This is a genomic window from Burkholderia sp. AcTa6-5 (genome assembly GCF_017815075.1).
In the GTDB taxonomy this organism is placed as follows: domain Bacteria; phylum Pseudomonadota; class Gammaproteobacteria; order Burkholderiales; family Burkholderiaceae; genus Burkholderia; species Burkholderia sola.
This window is the reverse complement of the sequence record NZ_JAGIQE010000048.1, coordinates 1-17,984: the sequence shown is the minus strand read 5'-3', so window position 1 is coordinate 17,984 and position 17,984 is coordinate 1. Positions and strand designations below refer to the sequence as shown.

The window sequence follows — 17,984 nt, the reverse complement described above, 5'->3', positions numbered from 1 at the left end:
TCGATCTGTCGGACCTGCGTTACAAGAACGGTGTGGACAGCTATCTGTCGGTGCTGACCGCGCAGACGGATCTGTACGCCGCGCAGCAGTCGCTGATCAGCGCGCGCCTGGCGCGCTGGACGAACCTGGTCGATCTGTACCGCGCACTGGGCGGCGGGTGGATCCAGCGTGCAGGCGAAGCGCCGCGCGCGCCGGATGCGCCAGTCGACGATCAGACGGCAACGACCGGGTAAGCATGGCACATGGCAGGAGCGGAAAGCCGCGCCTGTCCACCGAACCGAAGGAGTGTGAAAACGAAAACGCCACGGACGCAAATCCGTGGCGTTTTCCTTTGTACCGTCGCCGCGCGGGAAGCGGCATTACGTTACGCGTGCTTCGTCCAGAGCGTTCGGCCGAAGAACGTGAGCGTGCGGTCCCACGCCGTTTCCGACCACACCGGATCGAACTGCGTGCCGGCGATGCGGCCGGGGCCGACGGCCGTTTCGTTCGCGAACGCATGGTGCGCGAGATAGCGATGGAATTCGAAGCCGACGTTCGCATCGGTCAGCTTCTTTTCCAGTGCGTCGACCTGGTCGATCGTGAAGAACGCATCCTGCGTCGCCCAATGACCCAACAGCGGTACCTTGAGCTTGGCCGGATCGATGTAATCGAGCGGCGGGAGGCCGTACCACATGACGCCGGCATCTGCGTCGGCGTACTGCAGCGACAGCAGCGTGAGGGCGCCACCCATGCAGTAGCCCGTCACCGCGACCCGCGGCGACAGCGTCTTCAGGTATGCGACCGCGCCGGGAATGTCCTGCGACGCGGCGTCGCCGAAATCGAGGCCGGTCATCAGGTGGTGCGCTTCCTCCTCCTCGACCGTCGACTTGCCGCGATACAGGTCGGGCACGAGCGCGAAGTAACCGCAGCGCGCGAGGCGATCCGCGACGCCGCGGATCTGGTCGTTCAGCCCCCACCATTCCTGGATGACGACGACCGCGGGCGCGCCTTCGGTGCGTGCCGGCGTGGCGAGATAGCCTTGCAGTTCCTGGCCGTCCGGGCGGCGAAACGTGATCGTGGAACCGGATGTTTGAGACATGAAACCGCTCCTTTTCGAAAAATGCGCCGAGTGCGACATCGGGCCGGCCAGCGGGCGTCGTGATACCGCCCGCGTTCGTGCTGGCCGACGCCGACCACGCGGCCATTCTATGCGCAAACACCGGACGCTTGCGTGAACGGCGCCGCACGGCACGCGAGCCGCGAAGGGAGCGGACGACCGGAAAACGAACACCCCGCCCCGATGAACGGGAGCGGGGTGTCGCGTGTACGGCGGGGCGTATCCGGAATACGCCGGCAATACGCCGGCGGGTATCCGGCTTACTGACCGAAGTAGATCGAGTTGCGGCCTTCCTGCTTGACTGCGATCGTGCGGCCTGCACGCGCACCGGCGGCCGCTTGCGCACCGTAGCCGGCTACGTCGGCGTTCGTCACGCGGGCCTGCGCGGCCTGCAGCGCACGCGGGTAATACTGATCGGAGACTTCGGGCTTGTAGCCGGCCTGTTCGAGCTGGACGAGTTCCGCACGCACCTGGGCACGCGTGAGCTGACCCGACGGGTTCGATTGCGCGAATGCGCCGTACGACGCGGACAACGCGGTTGCGGCGACGACAGCGGTGATGAACGACTTCATGGTGACCTCCGGTTCTGTTGATTTCGCGCTTCGCTCGTTGCGTTCAGCGGTTGATTGCATCGTAACGAGCGCGTTCCCGGTCGGAAATACGCGTTGGAGCGAATCATTATTGCAACTGGGTAAACGATTCGCGCGGTACGCAATTTCATCCGAAGATTGCCGGGGAGCTGGAGCGTGGGTAAGGAGCGGCGGGTCGATCGGCGCGGAAGAAGCGGGTCAAACCATTGAATCGTATTCCGAAGTATTTTCGCGAGGCCGTCGGCGTCATTCATTCGGCGCCGCTCGTTCCGCCTCACGCAGCCAGGATCGCCTGCCGTTTCCGATATTCGGCCGGCGTGACGCCGACATGCCGGGTGAACGCTCGCCTGAGCGTATCGACGTTTGCGAAGCCGCATTTCGCGGCGACCTGCTTCGGCGTGTCATGGCCGTTCTCGAGCAACTGGCGGGCGGCAGAGATGCGGGTCGCCTCGACCCATGCGGCCGGCGTCATGCCGACTTCCGCGCGGAACAGCCGCGCGAAATGGCGCGGGCTCATGCCTGCATGTTTGGCCATCTCGGCCACCGAATGTTCGAGATCCGGATGGGCCGCGACCCAGCGCTGGACTTCCTGCAGCACCGAACGTCCGGCGGGGCGGGCTTCGCCCTTGCGGCTGAACTGGAGCTGCCCGCCCGGGCGCTTGAAAAACATCACCAGTTGCGCGGCGACGCGCCGTGCGATCTCGCGGCCGAGATCTTCTTCGACCAGCGCGAGCGCGAGATCGAGCCCGGCCGTGACGCCGGCGCCGGTGCGCAGCTTGCCGTCGCGCACGTACAGCGCGTCGGCGTCGACGACGAGCGACGGATAGGCTTCGCCGAGTGCATCGGCGGCGGCCCAGTGCGTGGTCAGGTGACGTCCTTTCAGCAGGCCGGTGGCGGCGAGGATGAATGCCCCGGTGCAGATCGACCCGTAGCGTCTGCTGTGCACGGCCGCCGCGCGCAACCATGCGAGGACGTCGGTGCGCAGCGCGATCTGGCCGGCGTTCGGCGCGCCGGCGACCAGCAGCGTGTCGATGCGCTCGGGGATGTCGGGGGCGATCCAGTCGGGCAGCAACCGTGCGCCGGACGAGCTGCGGATCGCACCGGCCCCGCTCGCGATGATCCGCGACACATAGAACGGCTTCCCGCATTCGACGTTCGCTTGCGCGAACACGTCGAGCGGCGCGGAGACGTCGAGCAGTTGAACGCCCGGAACGGCAAAAATGCCCACGACCTTCGGCATGATCGGTTGCGTGTCGTATCGAACGTGATGCGCAGCAGTATAGGGGCGCTTCTTTCACCATGCAGGCACCGTGTCCGTTCGTCGCGCGAAATGGCAGGATTCGTCGTAACAAGCCTATTTCGGACACCTGTCGGGCTGCGGAGAATCGAGCGTGTCTTCCATGGAGGTCGATCATGACTGTGAACGTTGCCGGCATCACCCTTCCCGATACTCGACTGACGCGCGAGATCACCGAACTCGTGCGCGATACCGAATCCGAACTGCTGTTCCATCACTCGAGCCGCGTGTTCTATTTCGCGGCGCTGGCGGGCCGGCGCCGCGGGCTCGAGTACGACCCCGAACTGCTCTATTGCGGCTGCATGTTCCACGACATGGGACTGACGCACCGGTACAGCAGCGCATGCGAGCGCTTCGAAGTGGACGGCGCCAATGCCGCCCACGATTTTCTGAAGGCAAAGGGAATCTCGCAGCAGGACATCGATGTCGTGTGGACCTCGATCGCACTGCATACCACGCCCGGTATTCCGCAGCACATGCATCCGGTCGTCGCGCTGGTCACGGCGGGCGTCGAGATGGACGTACTGGGCCTCGCTTACCCGGAATACAGTGGCATCGAGCGGGAAGCGGTCGTGCGCGCGCATCCGCGCACGCCGCATTTCAAGGAAGACATCATTCAGGCGTTCTATGACGGCATCAAGCACAAGCCCGGCACGACGTTCGGCAACGTGAAGGCCGACGTGCTCGCGGACAAGGAGCCGCATTTCCATGCGGGCAATTTCTGCAGCGTGATCCGGTCGTCCGCATGGGCCGGTTGACCTTGGACGGTCGGTTGCGCATCAGCCGACGGTGATCGTCCGCCGGCGTGTACACAGGGAAAGCGGGGATTCCCGCAACTCGCGTATTACCGTTCGAAATTGTTACGTGACAACTTCAGATCATCGCGAACAGGAACTTTATATACTGAATTTCCGTGCCACGTCCCCGAGGCGAATCTCCGATTCGCGTACCCCCAATACCGGTCTGCCAGTCCAACGAGGTAAAGCCTGCCGCTCCACCACCCGCAAGCATTCGGCAAAACGCCTATAATGATTGGGCAAATTGCCGGAGAGAGGTCATGAGCACCATCGCTTTTCATCCTTCGGGCGTCGCGCATCCGCGTCAGGCCGAATTCACGATTCTCGAGCAACTGCTGGCGATCCGCGTCCGGTCGGGCGCCGATCTGGCCGAGCTGGCGAGCGCGCGCGTCGACGTGTCGGTGATCGACCGGTTGTCGGAGCGCGGGCTGAAATCGGACGAGCTGGCGTTCATCATTCCGCGCCGCACGCTGAGTCATCGTCGGCAGGCGCACGAGCGCCTGTCGCCGGAAGAGTCGGACAAGGCGATCCGTCTCGCGCGCATCGTCGCGCAGGCGGCGGCCACGTTCGGCGACCAGGACAAGGCGATGGCGTGGCTGCGCAACGGGCTCCAGCGCTTCGGCGGCCGCACGTCGCTCGATATGGCGAGCACCGAGCATGGCGCGCGGCTCGTCGAAGAGGCCCTCACGCAGATCGACGAGGGGTACTTCGCTTGACGACGCTGTGGCGGATCAGCAATTACGCCGATCTGAAAGGCATCGGCGGGTTGCGGGCCGGCGGGCGCTGGCATTTCGCCGGGCAGCCCGTCGTGTATCTCGCCGAACATCCGGCGCTTGCGTTGCTCGAGACGCTGGTTCATTTCGAAATCGCCACCGTCGCGCAATTGCCGAGCGGATATCAGTTGCTGCGTATCGAGGTGCCCGATTCGGTGGACGTCGCCGAAATCGCGGAAGGCGATGCGCCGGACGACTGGCGCACGAACGTCGACTGGACCCGCAGCGCGGGCACCGAGTGGCTGGACACGCAGCCGAGCGCGCTGCTGCGCGTGCCAAGCGTCGTCGTGCCGCACGCCCATAACTTCCTGTTGAACCCGCTGCATCCGGCCGCCTCCGACATCCGCATCGCGGAAGTGATGCAGTCGCCGTACGACACGCGGATTCTGCGACTGGTCCAGCCGAAGCCGGGCGAATAGCGCAGCGGGGGAACGCGGTTCGCGCCGGCGGCGCGCGATCACCGCTCGTGGGCAGCGCGATCCGCGGCCGCATCGGGCGGCAGCGTTTGCCGAATGCGCGTGACCGTTCGCGGGCTAGCGAGACCGAGCATCGCCGTGACATCGGCATGCGCATGGCCGGCGAGCAACTGGCGGCGCGCATATGTATTGCGCAGCACGCGCGGGCTCATGTCCGCTGCGTGAAAGCCGATCGCGTTCAGCGCATCGCGCACGACGAGCAGCAGGAACATGTCGTTCATTGCGCCCCCGCGCGGCGCGGGAAACAGCCGCGCCGACGGCGGCACGTCCAAGCGCGCACGCCAGGCGGCGAGCGGCGCCAGCGCGAATGCGGCGAGCGCGATCCGGCGCGCCGGCCGCGCGCGATCGCGCGGCACCGACAACGCCGCTGGCCGCGCGTCGAGATCGAGTGCGTCGCCTGTCGCCGCGCGAATCTCGGCCGACGTGATGCCGCTCGCGAGCAGCAGCGCGACGATCGCGCGATTCCGGCAGTCGGCGGGCGTGTCGTCCGCCCTAGGCTGCACATGGCGCTGCAGCGCCGCGTCGGCGTCGGGCGGCAGGTAGCACGGCTCGGGCTCGCCGTCCGGCCATGCGAGATGGTGCGTCGATCGGCCGGCCGGATGAATCGTCCGCACACCGGCATCGACCAGATGCCGGCCGAGCCGGTCGATCAGCTTCGCATAGCGCACGCGTGTCGACGTGCCGGGCGCGCAGGTGCGGTCGAGTTCCGCGAGGAAGGACGCGACGTGGTCGGGCCCGAACGTCACGAGCGACACGTGCCGTGCGCTCAGGTGACGCAGGAATCGCTCGAACATCGCGACATGCTGGACGATCGAACGCGGCGCGAACGGCCGTCGGCCGGCGCCCGTCGCGGCGGTTTCCTGCCAGGCGCGAAACGCGCCGACGGGGTCGTGAATCCAGCGATTCGTGTCCATCCCCGCTTTATAGCCGGACGCGGCGACGCCGGCAATCGTCCCGATGGCCGGTCGCCGGCGCGCGACGAAGCCGGCGCGTCAGGCCGCGGCCCGGGTGTCGTCTATGCATGGCTGTCCAGGAAGAGACAAATAATCATCACGGATTCCGAAATGAATGGGCGGGCGAAATGCGGCGTCGAAAAGACGCACGCGCCGGCTGGATCGAGTGCCCGCGCAGGAGGGGGCGGCGATTGTCGATCGAACCGCAGGCGTCATCCAGCGGCGCGCCGCTGCCGTCATGCGTCGCGCGCTCGTTCAGTTGCATCTACCAGCGGGCGGACACGAGCGCGACGGTCGCGATGACGATGTGTCTCGCATTCCTTTCCGAGGCGATCGGCGCGATGGAGCACGGGGCCGGCACGCGTCGCCGGGGGAAAAGGTACCGACGTTACGATACGCCCATGCGCTGCAATGCAGCAGATGAAACCGCATGCCGGTTCGGTGACGTTGCGCACACAACGTCCGGTTGCATGACGTCATTTCCCGATTGCGAAAAAAATTCTGTTCATGGGACTATCGAACGCATCGCCTGCGCACCGAGGGGGTCGCTGGCGACGGGATGTCCATCGCAACGACCAGCACATCGGCAGACAATGAACAGAACAGCGATTTTTCCGTATGCGTCCGCGTTGCTCGCGGCTGCGTTGTTGACCGCATGCGGCGGCGACGTCGAGAACGAGGCGGGCCGCACGACCGCACCTTCCACCGATACGAGTTGTCTCGCGGTCGACAACAGCGGCGCGACGGTCGTGGTGGGTTCGAACCAGCCGGGCGACCCGTCGCTGCCGGAAGCGTCGTCGGGCTATCGCACCGGGATGAAGCCCGTCTATGCGAAAACGTACCTGGTGGCCACGTCGAACGCGTACGCGAGCGCGGCCGGGTGCGCGGTGCTGAAGAAGGGCGGCACGGCCGCCGACGCGGCGGTCGCCGTGCAAGCCGTGCTCGGCCTGACGGTGCCGGAGGCCACGGGCCTCGGGTCGGGCGGCGTGCTGCTCTACTACGATGCGCGCGGCAAGACGCTGCAGGCGTACGACGGCCGCGAAACCGCGCCGGCCGCCGCGACGGAGAACTATCTGCGCTATGTCGATGACGCCACCGACCATTCGTTGCCGCTGCCGAACGCGCGTGCGAGCGGCCGCTCGATCGGCACGATCGGCGTGCCGCGGCTCATCGAGGCGCTGCAACAGGATCATGGCCGCTTGCCGTGGCAGAGCCTGTTTGGCGACGCGATCACGCTCGCGACCAACGGTTTCCCGATCGGCGGCCGGCTGGCCGACGCGATCGCGGCGAACGCCGCGAACCTGAAGCGCGACCCCGAAGCCGCCGCGTATTTCCTGAACGCCGACGGTTCGCCGAAGCCGCTCGGCACCGTACTGAAGAATCCGGCCTACGCGCGCACGCTGTCGCTGATGGCGCAGTCGGGCGCGAATGCGCTGTACACGGGGCAGATCGCGCAGGACATCGTCGCGAAGATCGCGGTGACGAAGGGCGCGGACGGCTCGACGCTCACGCCGGGCAAGACGACCGTCGCCGATCTGGCCGCGTATCAGGCGAAGCGCCGCGACCCGGTGTGCACGACTTATCGCAGCTACTGGGTCTGCGGGATGCCGCCGCCGTCGTCGGGCGGCATCGCGGTCGCATCCGCGCTCGGCATTCTCGAGAATTACGACTTGAAATCGTTGAAGCCGACGGCGATCGATCTCGAAGGCGGCAAGCCGACCGTCGCGGGCGTCCACCTCATCACCGAAGCCGAACGGCTCGCGTATGCCGACCGCGACAAGTACGTGGCCGACACCGACTTCGTGCCGCTGCCGGGCGGCACGTGGGACACGCTGCTGAACAAGCCGTACCTGAAATCGCGCGCGGCGCTGATCGACACGACCAAAAGCATGGGCACCGCGCAGCCCGGCAATCTCGGTGCGGTGCCGCTCGGCGTCGACACGACGCTGATCGAGCACGGCACGAACCAGTTCACGATCGTGGACGGCGACGTGCTCAGCGCGACGACGACGGTCGAGTCGAGCATGGGCTCGTTCCACATGACCAACGGTTTCCTGCTGAACAACCAGTTGACCGACTTTTCCGCGAACCCGCTCGACGCGTCCGGCAATCCGGTGGCGAACCGCCTGCAGCCGGGCAAGCGGCCGCGCAGCTCGATGGCGCCGACGATCGTGTTCGGGCGGGCCGCCGACGGCTCGCGCGGCGACTTCGTGATGGCGACCGGTTCGCCGGGCGGCGGCACGATTCCGCAATACGTGGTCAAGACGCTGGTCGGCGCGCTCGACTGGGGGCTCGACGCGCAGCAGTCGGCGGGGCTCGTCGACTTCGGCGCGAGCAACAGCCCGACGACCACGATCGGCGGCGAGCATCCGAACGTCAACGCGGCGAACAACGGCGCGAACGATCCACTGATCACGGGGCTGCTCGCGCTGGGGCACAAGGTGTCGACGTCCGCGCAGGCGAGCGGCGTCAATACGGTGATGCGCGTGACGGTCGGCCAGTCGCCGGCGTTGCAGGGCGGCACCGATCCGCGTCGCGAAGGCGTCGTGCTGGGCGATACGTTCCGGCCGTAACCGCGCAGCGTGCGCACGGCCCCGGTTCGCTTGCTGGCGGCCGGGGCCGTGCATCATGACGAGGTCGCATCGACGGCCGCGCAATCCCCAATAATTCGGAATGCAGATGAAGGCGTGTGCATGAAGCACGTCTGCCGGCCCGGGCCGCGGCCGTCCGCCGTCAAATACAGCGGCCACTCCGCCACAAACCTCCGATTGTCAAACAGTGTGAGTCAATCGTCAGCATTTGCAACGGAAGTAACAGTCCCCGCAATTCAGTCGTTTTGCTCGCCGGCGCCGCTACATTAGCTCCACCTGCCGCATGTCGCGGCAAGGCATGCGACCAGCCGCACGAACGCGGCCCGCAGCAACAACGTCTTTGGGGAGAATGACCATGAACAAGATTCGTACGATTCTGCTGGGTGCCGCTCTGACGGCGATGGCGACGTCGGCTGCATTTGCACAGACGGCCCAGACCGGCGCCCAGGGTTCCGCAGGCGTCGGCGCGCAGGTCCAGACGCCGCTGCTCGGCGGCGGCGTCGGTGTGCAGGCTGGCGCCGGTGCGAATGCGGCAGGCTCGGGTTCGGGCGCGGGCAATGTCGTCGGCGGCGCGCTGAACGGCGTCGGCCAGACGGTCGGCGGCGTGGGCTCGGCAGCCGGGACGGCGGTGGGCGGCGCGACGCAGGCGGTCGGTTCGGCGGCCGGCGCGACGAAGGATGCGGCGGCATCGGCCGTGCACACGACGAAGTCGCACGTGAAGCACGTCGCCGCCTCGGCGAAGAGCCATGCCCAAGGCGCGGTGTCGACCGCAGGCGACGTCGCGGGCGGCGCGAAGGCGAAGGCCGGCGAAGCGCTCGAAGGCGCGACGAATTCGGTGCAGGGCGGCGCGTCGGTCGGCGTGAAGGGCTCGGCGTCGGCGCAAGGCGGCGCGCTGTAACAAGCAGCACGCATCCCGTCACGGCCCGGCCCGGCCCGCTTCGTTGCGGGCCGGGTTTTTCTATTGAGGAACGCGATACGTCGCGCACGGAGCCTCATGTCGAAACGCGGGGAAACGATGCATCGATATTGATTTGGATTGCGAAGAATAATAAGCGGCTGGTCGACTGAACTGGCACGCAATGCGGCCCGCAGGCGGTTCCCCAAACCGCCTACCGCGGAAAGCCCGGCACCGTAACGACATATCTCCCCCGAACGTTTCGGTAGCCCCCGATGCAGGGCATTTTTTCTCCCTCAACAAACCGATTTTGCTTTTCTATACCGCCATCGAGCGGCTAGCGGCCTCAATTTCACTTTCATGATTCAATGACGGCCGCCGTAAATGCATTCGCAATAATGAAATAAAGTATTTGCAAGGAAAGTGGAAGCTAGTTTATAAATACGAGCGATTTGTATTTTCTCTACCGGTCGCAACCATCGACGGTGACGGAACGCCCAGATGGTCGTGACACGGTTCGCTGCGCCTCATCATGTGCGCGCGTTGTCGCGACATGAATGCGCCTGCCAGGCAGCTATGCCGACGTGAGGGAATCCCGTCGAAATTGCTGAACTCGTCAGCCCGCGCCTGGTGAATATCAGGCGGCACACGGCATTTTCGTTATCGAAATGCTGATTATCTGATCGGCGTCAATCGCGAGCCATATTGTGGTTCTCGATGATATTAATGTGGCTTTTTTAATCAATTTGATTCGGATTGAATAATGATGGAATTGTATGTAATGAAAAGCGAAATGATTGCCGATCCAATATTTTGCTCCGTGATCTGCATTTCGGAAGGAAAGATTCCATGATCAATACGCTGCAGGCATGAAGCACCCGCAGTAATTGAACGTGCCGCCAGCCTCCCGGCGCATCCGCCCTCATGTCGAGCGCGCGATTCGCAGTGGCAACGCAGCCGAACAAGCATGTGCGATCTGGCGCGTCGGTGCCGGTCGCGGCACGTCAATCTTCAAGTCAACCTGCACGACGTGCGCGGCAGGCCCGTTCGATACGTGAAATCCGGTGAGACACAAGTGAATACGATGATATCCACGATGGCTGATGGCGCTGAACCCGACGCGGACGTTCGACCGCGGCTCGCAACGCAACCCTCGAGACTCCTTGTGCTTGGCAAGCGTACGATCGACGAGCTCGACTACGACCCGTCGATGGTGCTCGATGCCGTCGAACGGGCATACCTTGGCCTCGGTACCGGCGAATCCGACAATCCGCGCAAGCTGATGAGCCAGCCCGCGGACAAGCATTCCGTCGCGTACTCGATGCTGGGTCGAGACGGTGGACGCAGAACGGTCGGTTTCAAGACGTCGTATAAGTTCGATCCGGAACACAACCGCGAACTGCAGAAGTACTACACGACGTTGTTGCTGTTCGACGACGAAACCGGCATGCCTGTCGCATTGATGGACGGCAGCCTTGTCGGATCGCTGCGCACGCCGGCGGTGTCCGCCCTGATCGCGCGTGCGGCCGCGCCGCGGGCTCGCACGGCGCTCGTCGTCGGCACGGGGACGCAGGGGCGGATGGCGGCGCCGTTCCTGCTGACCGCATTGCCGGACATCGAGCGCGTGATCGTACACGGCCACTATGAGTCGGGAATCGATGCTGTCCGCAAGACGTTGAAGCGCTTTCATCCGGGCCGTGACATCGAAGTATCGAAGGATCTCGCCGCCTCCGCGAACGAAGCGGACATCGTGCTCGGGGTGGCCGGCGCCGGCGTATCGGAGAGCGTGCGGCACGCGGCGTTGAAGCCGGGTGCGCTCGCGCTTCTGGTCGGATACGGCATTCACGCCGACGCGCTGCATGGCGCCGATTACCGCATCGCGACGAGCGAGGCCCAAATGCAGGTGACCGGTGCCGATCTCGCGGACGAAGCCGGAAAACTGCCTGCCGTCGATGCGGAGTTTCCGGACATACTGCTTGGCCGCAAGCCTGCGCGGCGCAACGATGCCGATATCGTTTACGCGTTCAACAGCGGCATGATCGTGACCGACATCGCGCTGGGGCGCGTGCTGGCCGACGCCGCGCTGACGAAAGGGCTTGGCCGGGAAGTCGAGCTATGGTGACGGATATTCCGCGACTGCCGGCGTTGTGGGATCCGCTACTGCGGGATTTCGTGGACGAGCATCAGGCGATGATCCACGATCTTGTCCATGGCTTCGACGCGCCCGTTCATTTCCTGTTTCCCGAACGTTTCGCGCACAATGTCGCCGAATTTCGGCGCGTACTGGACGATCGCCAGGTGTCCGGGCGCATTTACTACGCGAAGAAGGCGAACAAGGCGCGATGCTTTGCGCATGCGGCGGCAGCATCCGGGATCGGCGTCGACGTCGCAAGCACGGGCGAGTTCTCGGAAGCGTTGGCTGCGGGGGTGTGCGGAGCCGATATCGGTGTATCCGGCCCGTCGAAGTCACGTGCGCTGCTGCGGCTCGCGGTTTTGCACGATGCGTTGATCGCCATCGACAGCGACGAAGAACTGAATCGGCTGATCGCGATCTCGGAACAGGCGAAGCGGGTTGCACGCATTCTGTTGCGGATGGCGCCGGCGGCACGCAACGATAGCCGATTCGGTTTGAGTGCCGACGCACTTCGCGTTGCGCTATCGACCTGTGCCGCGACGCGGGCGTCGCTCGTCCTTGAAGGGTTCTCGTTCCATCTGTCCGGTTACAGCGCGACGGAGCGCTGCAATCAGGCCGCGATCGCGATGCGTGCGTGCTTGGCTGCGCGCGAACTCGGTCTTGCGCCGCACACGATCAACATCGGTGGCGGCTTCGCGATGTCGTACGCGAGCGAGCGCGACTGGCACGCATTCCAGCGTGCGCACCGGGCGGACGATTACCACGCCAACAAGGTATTCGACGGATTCTATCCATATCACTCGGCCTGCAGCGGCGCGCAGATGCTCGATGCGATCCTGGCTGGTACGCCTGGTGGGGAATCCGCATCGCTCGCCGAACTGCTTCGCGAGCACGGCCTGACGATCATGCTGGAGCCGGGGCGGGCGCTGCTGGATCAGGCAGGGTTCACGGCGTTTGCCGTGCAAGGCGTGAAGGACTGCGGCGACTATGGCATCGCGACCGTCAACGGCACGAGCTTCAGCGTGTCGGAGCAATGGTTTGCCAGCGAATTCCTGCCCGATCCGGAACTGCTGAGCGTCGTACGCGAGCCTTCGCGATCGCCGCGCACGGGCATGCCTTATCGCGCCTGTGTCGGCGGGGCGAGCTGCCTCGATTCGGACATGCTGACCTGGCGCAAGATCGCATTCGGGCAGCGCCCGGAACCCGGCGATCTGCTGATCTACCCGAACACGGCCGGCTATCAGATGGATTCGAACGAATCTTCATTTCACGAGCTGCCGCTTCCCCCCAAGCTTGTCTTGACACTTGACGGCGCGCGGCCACGCTGGCGCGTCGATCGCCTCTTCCAGCTTCCGGGAGCCTGACCAATGAATGTGCGTTTTATGGGTGAGCAAGCCACGATCACCGTCCCTGCGATCGTGTCGAAGGTATCGGATCTTGTCGGCCGCACGCCGTTGTTCGAATTGATTCGCGGCGCCAACGGCGCGCGCATCCTGCTTAAACTCGAATCGACGAATCCGACCGGCAGCGCCAAGATCCGGATGGCGAGGCAGATGCTCGACGAAGCGGAACAGGACGGCAGTCTGCGGCCGGCCGGACACGTGATCGAATCGACGTCCGGCAATACGGGCATGGGGCTGGCGCTGTTGTCGGCCGAGCGCGGCTATCGGTTTACCGCGATCGTGGACAGTCACGCGTCGAAAGACAAGCTGCGCGCGATGCAAGCATTCGGCGCAAAGCTCGTCTGCGTGAGCGACGGCGACGCGATCGCGACAGCGGACCGCGATGCGCTTGCCAAGCGCATGACAGCCGACGATCCGGACAGCATCTGGACGGAGCAGCACAACAATCCCGCGAACGGTAACGGTTACCGCGGGCTGGCACATGAACTGCGCGACGTCCTCGGCGACCGAATCGACTTTCTGGTCGGGTCGGTTGGCACCGGCGGCTCGCTGTTCGGCACTGCACGAGAACTGCTCGCGACGGGCCCGGCGCCGCGCGTCATTGGTGTCGAGCCCGTCGGGTCGATCGTGTTCGGCGGCGAAGGCGGATCGTATTATCAGTCCGGCACCGGGACGCCGCCTGGCGCCGAGATCGGCGCGTTGGTCGACTATGCGTTGCTCGACGAAGGCCACAAAGTGACGGACGCGGCCGCCTTCAATACGGCACGCTATATCGCACGCAAGAAGTCGCTGCTCGTCGGCGGCTCGGCGGGCAGCGTCATCTGGCACGCGTTGAAGATGTTCGATTCGCTGCCGGCGGGTGCTACGCTCGTGGCCCTGGTCTGTGACGGCGGCGAAAAATACCTCGACACGGTGTTCGACGACGACTGGATGCGAGCGCGAAATCTGCTCGACGAGTCGATTGCTCAGGAACTCGAATCGATATTTTCCCGCGCCGCATGAAAGTTCATCGACAAGTCTGGCTCGATGCCGCGCAAATCGGCGTGCTGGCCGCTCCTCTGATCCTTACGCAGCTCGCCCAGGTGGCGCTGACGACCACCGACATCGTCATGATGGGGATGCTTGGCCCGCGCGAGATCGCCGCTGGGGGGCTCGCGCTGACGATCTTCAACCAGTTCCGGACGATGGGAACCGGACTGGTGACGGGAACCGGCAACCTCGTCGCGTTCGCGAACGGTCAACACGCGCATGCCGACATCATGCGGCTGGTGCGCTCCGGCTTTGCACTGTCGACGCTCGCGGCACTGGCGTTTGCATTGATGATGCTGTGTATCGAAATGCCGCTTGTCTGGCTCGGGCAGGATCCGGACGTTGCGCGGCAAGCCTCGTTCTATCTTGCGGCGGCCGCACCCGGCATATTGCCGTGTCTGTGGTTTCAGGTGCTTCGACAATATACCGTCGGACTGCGCAAGCCCGGGCCGCTATTGGCGATCACGATCGTATCGATCGTCGTCAATGCGGCGCTCGACTACGCGTTGATGTTCGGCCGGTTCGGCTTTCCGAAGCTCGGCCTGATCGGTATTGCGTGCGCAACCAGCAGCGTGTACCTGCTTTCCTTCATCGCGTTTCTGACGATCGCCAGGCGCCGGCCGGAACTGTCCGAACACTTGTCGCTTGCCGTCTGGCGCGCCGATGCCGATACGTTGGCGCGGACGTGGCGGATGGGTTTGCCGATTGCGGCAACCTATGGATCGGAGGCTGCATTCTTCACCGTCCTCACGCTCGTGATCGGGACGCTCGGCGCCGATGCGCTGGCCGCCCAGACGATCGTGAATCAGGTGATCTACATCGTGTTCATGATTTCGGTCGGTTTGTCTCACGCTTCGTCGATCAGCATCAGCCATGCGTGTGCGCGGCACGACTATCGCGGTGCGCGTCGACTCGGCTATACGGGGCTCGCGCTGGGCGTCGTGACCATGTTGATCGTTGCGTTACCGTATCTCGTTGCGCCCACCCGCGTGCTCGCGCCATTTCTCGATAACGGCGTGGCCGCGAGTGCCGAAGTCCTGCGCCTCGCCGGTGGGCTGCTGACGATCGCGGCGCTGCTGCAGATCTTCGATTGCAGCCAGAACATCGGCGTCGGCATTTTGCGGGGCCTCGGTGACGTCACGAGTTCGTTTCGGATATCGATCGTCGGATACTGGTTGATTGGTCTGCCGATCGCCTGGGCGGCCGGTGTGATGCTGGGATACGGCATCTACGGCATCTGGAGCGGACTCGCCATCGGGCTTGCGGCCACGGCGTCGATGCTGCTGCACAAGTTCGAGGGCCGCCTTCGCGCGATGACGAAGCGGACGCAAGACGGACGTTCGTGAACGCGACGAAGCTTCCAATGCGCACACCGGTGCACATCGGGCACCGGAATTCCTGAAATACCGGCCGGCATTGCATCGAACGCGCCACGTCCGCTCGTCTCGCCAGCGGCGGAATGCCGGCCGAATCCCCGACTGCCCGCAGGTGTTGTCGTTGATGGACGTCGACGTATCTTTGTCCGCAACCGTACCCGGTGCGCGGCATGGTCGTCGTAACCGGCCTCATACGGCGTATTCCGCTTTGGGGACGCACAAGCGGTGACGGTCATTGCTCATGATTGCGCTAATCGTATGCCGACGAGATGCGTCGGTGGAAAGTTTGCGTAGTCTGCCAATTTTTCTAATTCGGCCGATCGATGGCCGCAAGAGCGCGACAAATATAACGGCATTTGAAAAGCATGATTTTGACCGGCCACCTTTTTTGAATTATCGAAACGGTAATTGATTGCCGTGGATGCGGGAGATGTAAATAATGCATCGTATTATACGAGAGGGTGAAATTGACGTCGGATGATTTGTAAAGTTTTCTGGCGTTCTCGGGTCGAAATTGTGACAGAATGCCGCACTTCGTCGGATTGTTGAAATATTGTGCGATATCAAATCTTTTTCATGCAATCAAATCGCCTGTTTTCTGCGTAATATAAAAGAAAGGTTCATTACATATTTTTTTCGGAAAGTAATGCTTCTGTCTTCTGTCCTCCGATATACTTGCGCAGCTTCAAGTTTAGAGTGCGGAATCTAGACGGGTGGCCCGTACAGTGAACTGTTTCAGCCATTGGCAAAGTAAATAATTCAGATGTTAATGGTCTTGCGTGATTGGTTTGTATTCCTCGTGAGTACTGGTTATCAAAACATGGTTCGCGAACGATGGCTGCCTAGACGTTGCCATCGGATACTGTCGCAGTGCTGGCGCGTAGAAAGCAAGCGGCGTTGGATTGCCCGTCCGGTAAGGCCTTGAAGCCTTGGCAGATATTCGGCTGCCGGAGCATGTCAACGAATACGAATCTTGTCTTTTCAATAAGGGCCCAGAAAATTGGAGACCTTTTCTCGCATCATTGGCGAGATTCTTCGTCCCAACGGTTTGACCGAGGGGATCGATCAACTCGCGGAAAAAATCGGACGCGTGATTCCGTTCGACAAGTGTTTGATTTTGCACGGCGGAAGCGGCGATACGGCTTCTCACGGGCTGATATATCGCTATGGGGCCGCGAGCGACGCCGGAACCCGGCGAGGCGTGACTTTGTTTGGTCCCGGGATCGATATCGATCGATATCTGAGTTGCTTCGCGTTGTCCGATCGTCAGGATCATACGTTTCGCTGGCGCGATCTCGACGGGGAAGCGCCGCAACGCGATGCGCAGGTCAACGATGTCGCGTCATACATGCGCGGGCGGGGTGTGGTCGCGTGCATCGGCGCTCCACCCGGTGATTCGACGGCCATTCGGACCGTTTTGCAGCTGAAGTGCGAAGACACGACGTTGCATTCGGCGTTGCTCGTCAGTCTCATCGCCATGCATTTGCACGCAGCGTTGACCCAGAAGATTGCGAGGCAGAACCGGGAAGGCGCGCAACCGTGCGCAGCGGGCCTCGAGCCGGATGCTTGCGAAAGCGCGAACAGGATTCAGTTCACGAGAAAGGAATCCGATGTAATCAAATGGGTCGTCGAAGGCAAGACTGCATGGGAAATCGGCCGGATCCTTTCGATGTCTGAAAGAACGGTCAAGTTTCATCTGACGAACGTCTATGAGAAGCTGCGTGTGTCGAATAGAGCGCAAGCGGTGGCGAAGGTTAGCCGTCTGGGATTGATCTAGGAGAGTTCGGGAATGTCTTTCAAGGAAAAGGTCAAGGCATTTGTCGCGCGTCACGGGTTGACGTACAAAGCCTATATTTTGTCGATTCTCTTTCTGCCGCCGGCAGCACTTTATATCGCATGGAAGCGACCGGGCTTGCCGATGCCGGGCCGTGTCTTGCTGTGCGTGACCGGCGTGCTTGCGCCTCCGTTGGTCGGTATCGCCACGGCGATGATGCTGAAAGGCGCATTCGATTTGATCCGGACCGTCATTTCCGTTTAGTTTCCCTGCTGATTGCCGAATACGATTCCGCTTTTCCGAGCGTGGTTCTCGACCGCTTCATCATTCATTTCATAGACACCAATGAATGCCCGACTGCCAACCGTACAATTGCTGGAGCGTATTCGGGCAATAGCAGGATTGCATGAACCGTCGCGCAATATTCCGTATAACTACACGTCGTTTTCCGATCGCGAGATCGTGATCCGCCTGCTCGGCGAGGACGCGTGGGCGGTGCTCGACGAACTGCGCGCCGAGCGCCGCACGGGCCGCTCGGCACGGATGCTCTGCGAAGTGCTCGGCGACCTCTGGATCGTGCGCCGCAACCCGTACCTGCAGGACGACCTGCTCGATAACCGAAGGCGTCGCCGGTTCCTGATCGCCACGATGCATGACCGGCTGTCCGAAATTGCAAGGCGCCGTCGGGTGAGTGTGAGCGGATGGTACGACGACGCCGGCCGCGAACGCGCGTCGCGCGTCGAGATGCTCGAAACCGCCGCGCAGCGCGCGGTCGACGAATTCGCCGACGAATTCGACAA

At 63.4% G+C, this 17,984-nt stretch carries 17 protein-coding genes; 13 read left to right on the top strand and 4 right to left on the bottom strand.

Annotation, left to right across the window (positions count from 1 at the left end; translation table 11 throughout):
- Positions 1-233: TolC family protein (locus tag J8I33_RS33850; protein ID WP_209939972.1), on the top strand; the 233-nt coding region annotated here is incomplete at its 5' end.
- 131 nt (positions 234-364) lie between these two features.
- Here J8I33_RS33850 and J8I33_RS33845 read toward each other — a convergent pair.
- The 3 genes from J8I33_RS33845 to J8I33_RS33835 all read right to left on the bottom strand — a co-directional run bounded on the left by J8I33_RS33845 (position 365) and on the right by J8I33_RS33835 (position 2,926).
- Positions 365-1,078 carry a dienelactone hydrolase family protein gene (locus J8I33_RS33845; RefSeq protein WP_209929339.1) on the bottom strand — a complete coding sequence of 238 codons (714 nt, stop codon included), beginning with the start codon at positions 1,076-1,078 and terminating at the stop codon, positions 365-367.
- 278 nt (positions 1,079-1,356) lie between these two features.
- The gene (locus tag J8I33_RS33840) at positions 1,357-1,668 is read right to left on the bottom strand and encodes a DUF4148 domain-containing protein (RefSeq protein WP_050018207.1); all 312 of its coding nucleotides are present in this window, start codon (positions 1,666-1,668) and stop codon (positions 1,357-1,359) included.
- Between the two features lie 292 nt (positions 1,669-1,960).
- On the bottom strand, positions 1,961-2,926 hold the full coding sequence (locus tag J8I33_RS33835; RefSeq protein WP_124557707.1) for a GlxA family transcriptional regulator: 966 nt from the start codon (positions 2,924-2,926) through the stop codon (positions 1,961-1,963).
- Positions 2,927-3,099: 173 nt separating this feature from the next.
- Between J8I33_RS33835 and J8I33_RS33830 the strand changes: the two genes are divergently transcribed.
- The 3 genes from J8I33_RS33830 (at position 3,100) to J8I33_RS33820 (ending at position 4,972) form a co-directional block, all read left to right on the top strand.
- On the top strand, positions 3,100-3,741 hold the full coding sequence (locus J8I33_RS33830) for an HD domain-containing protein (RefSeq protein ID WP_209939971.1): 642 nt from the start codon (positions 3,100-3,102) through the stop codon (positions 3,739-3,741).
- Positions 3,742-4,040: 299 nt separating this feature from the next.
- On the top strand, positions 4,041-4,496 hold the full coding sequence (locus J8I33_RS33825; RefSeq protein ID WP_050018210.1) for an antitoxin Xre/MbcA/ParS toxin-binding domain-containing protein: 456 nt from the start codon (positions 4,041-4,043) through the stop codon (positions 4,494-4,496).
- Entirely contained in the window at positions 4,493-4,972 is a 480-nt protein-coding gene (locus tag J8I33_RS33820; RefSeq protein ID WP_124557706.1) for an RES family NAD+ phosphorylase, read from the top strand. Before J8I33_RS33825 ends, J8I33_RS33820 begins: the two co-directional genes overlap by 4 nt.
- A 38-nt stretch (positions 4,973-5,010) precedes the next feature.
- Here J8I33_RS33820 and J8I33_RS33815 read toward each other — a convergent pair whose 3' ends face one another.
- Entirely contained in the window at positions 5,011-5,943 is a 933-nt protein-coding gene (locus tag J8I33_RS33815) for a tyrosine-type recombinase/integrase (protein WP_209929337.1), read from the bottom strand.
- Between the two features lie 632 nt (positions 5,944-6,575).
- Here J8I33_RS33815 and J8I33_RS33810 point away from each other — a divergent pair.
- The 9 genes from J8I33_RS33810 to J8I33_RS33770 form a co-directional block, all read left to right on the top strand.
- The gene (locus J8I33_RS33810) at positions 6,576-8,555 is read left to right on the top strand and encodes a gamma-glutamyltransferase family protein (RefSeq protein ID WP_209939970.1); all 1,980 of its coding nucleotides are present in this window, start codon (positions 6,576-6,578) and stop codon (positions 8,553-8,555) included.
- A gap of 373 nt (positions 8,556-8,928) precedes the next feature.
- The gene (locus J8I33_RS33805; RefSeq protein ID WP_124557703.1) at positions 8,929-9,471 is read left to right on the top strand and encodes a hypothetical protein; all 543 of its coding nucleotides are present in this window, start codon (positions 8,929-8,931) and stop codon (positions 9,469-9,471) included.
- Positions 9,472-10,633: 1,162 nt separating this feature from the next.
- On the top strand, positions 10,634-11,590 hold the full coding sequence (locus tag J8I33_RS33800; protein ID WP_239469028.1) for an ornithine cyclodeaminase family protein: 957 nt from the start codon (positions 10,634-10,636) through the stop codon (positions 11,588-11,590).
- A 68-nt stretch (positions 11,591-11,658) separates the two neighbouring features.
- A complete protein-coding gene (locus J8I33_RS33795; RefSeq protein ID WP_235356334.1) occupies positions 11,659-12,966 on the top strand; it encodes an alanine racemase in 1,308 nt (435 codons plus the stop codon).
- A gap of 3 nt (positions 12,967-12,969) precedes the next feature.
- The gene (locus J8I33_RS33790) at positions 12,970-14,007 is read left to right on the top strand and encodes a cysteine synthase family protein (RefSeq protein WP_348636055.1); all 1,038 of its coding nucleotides are present in this window, start codon (positions 12,970-12,972) and stop codon (positions 14,005-14,007) included.
- On the top strand, positions 14,004-15,380 hold the full coding sequence (locus J8I33_RS33785) for an MATE family efflux transporter (protein WP_050018217.1): 1,377 nt from the start codon (positions 14,004-14,006) through the stop codon (positions 15,378-15,380). The genes J8I33_RS33790 and J8I33_RS33785 overlap by 4 nt, the downstream gene beginning before the upstream one ends.
- A 1,030-nt stretch (positions 15,381-16,410) precedes the next feature.
- Complete coding sequence (locus J8I33_RS33780; protein ID WP_235356336.1) at positions 16,411-17,187, top strand: LuxR C-terminal-related transcriptional regulator; 777 nt, start codon at positions 16,411-16,413, stop codon at positions 17,185-17,187.
- 12 nt (positions 17,188-17,199) lie between these two features.
- Positions 17,200-17,448, top strand: a complete 249-nt coding sequence (locus J8I33_RS33775) for a hypothetical protein (protein WP_209939969.1) — start codon at positions 17,200-17,202, stop codon at positions 17,446-17,448.
- Between the two features lie 93 nt (positions 17,449-17,541).
- Positions 17,542-17,984, top strand: a 443-nt coding sequence (locus tag J8I33_RS33770) for a DUF3683 domain-containing protein (protein WP_245170547.1), incomplete at its 3' end; no start/stop codon positions are given.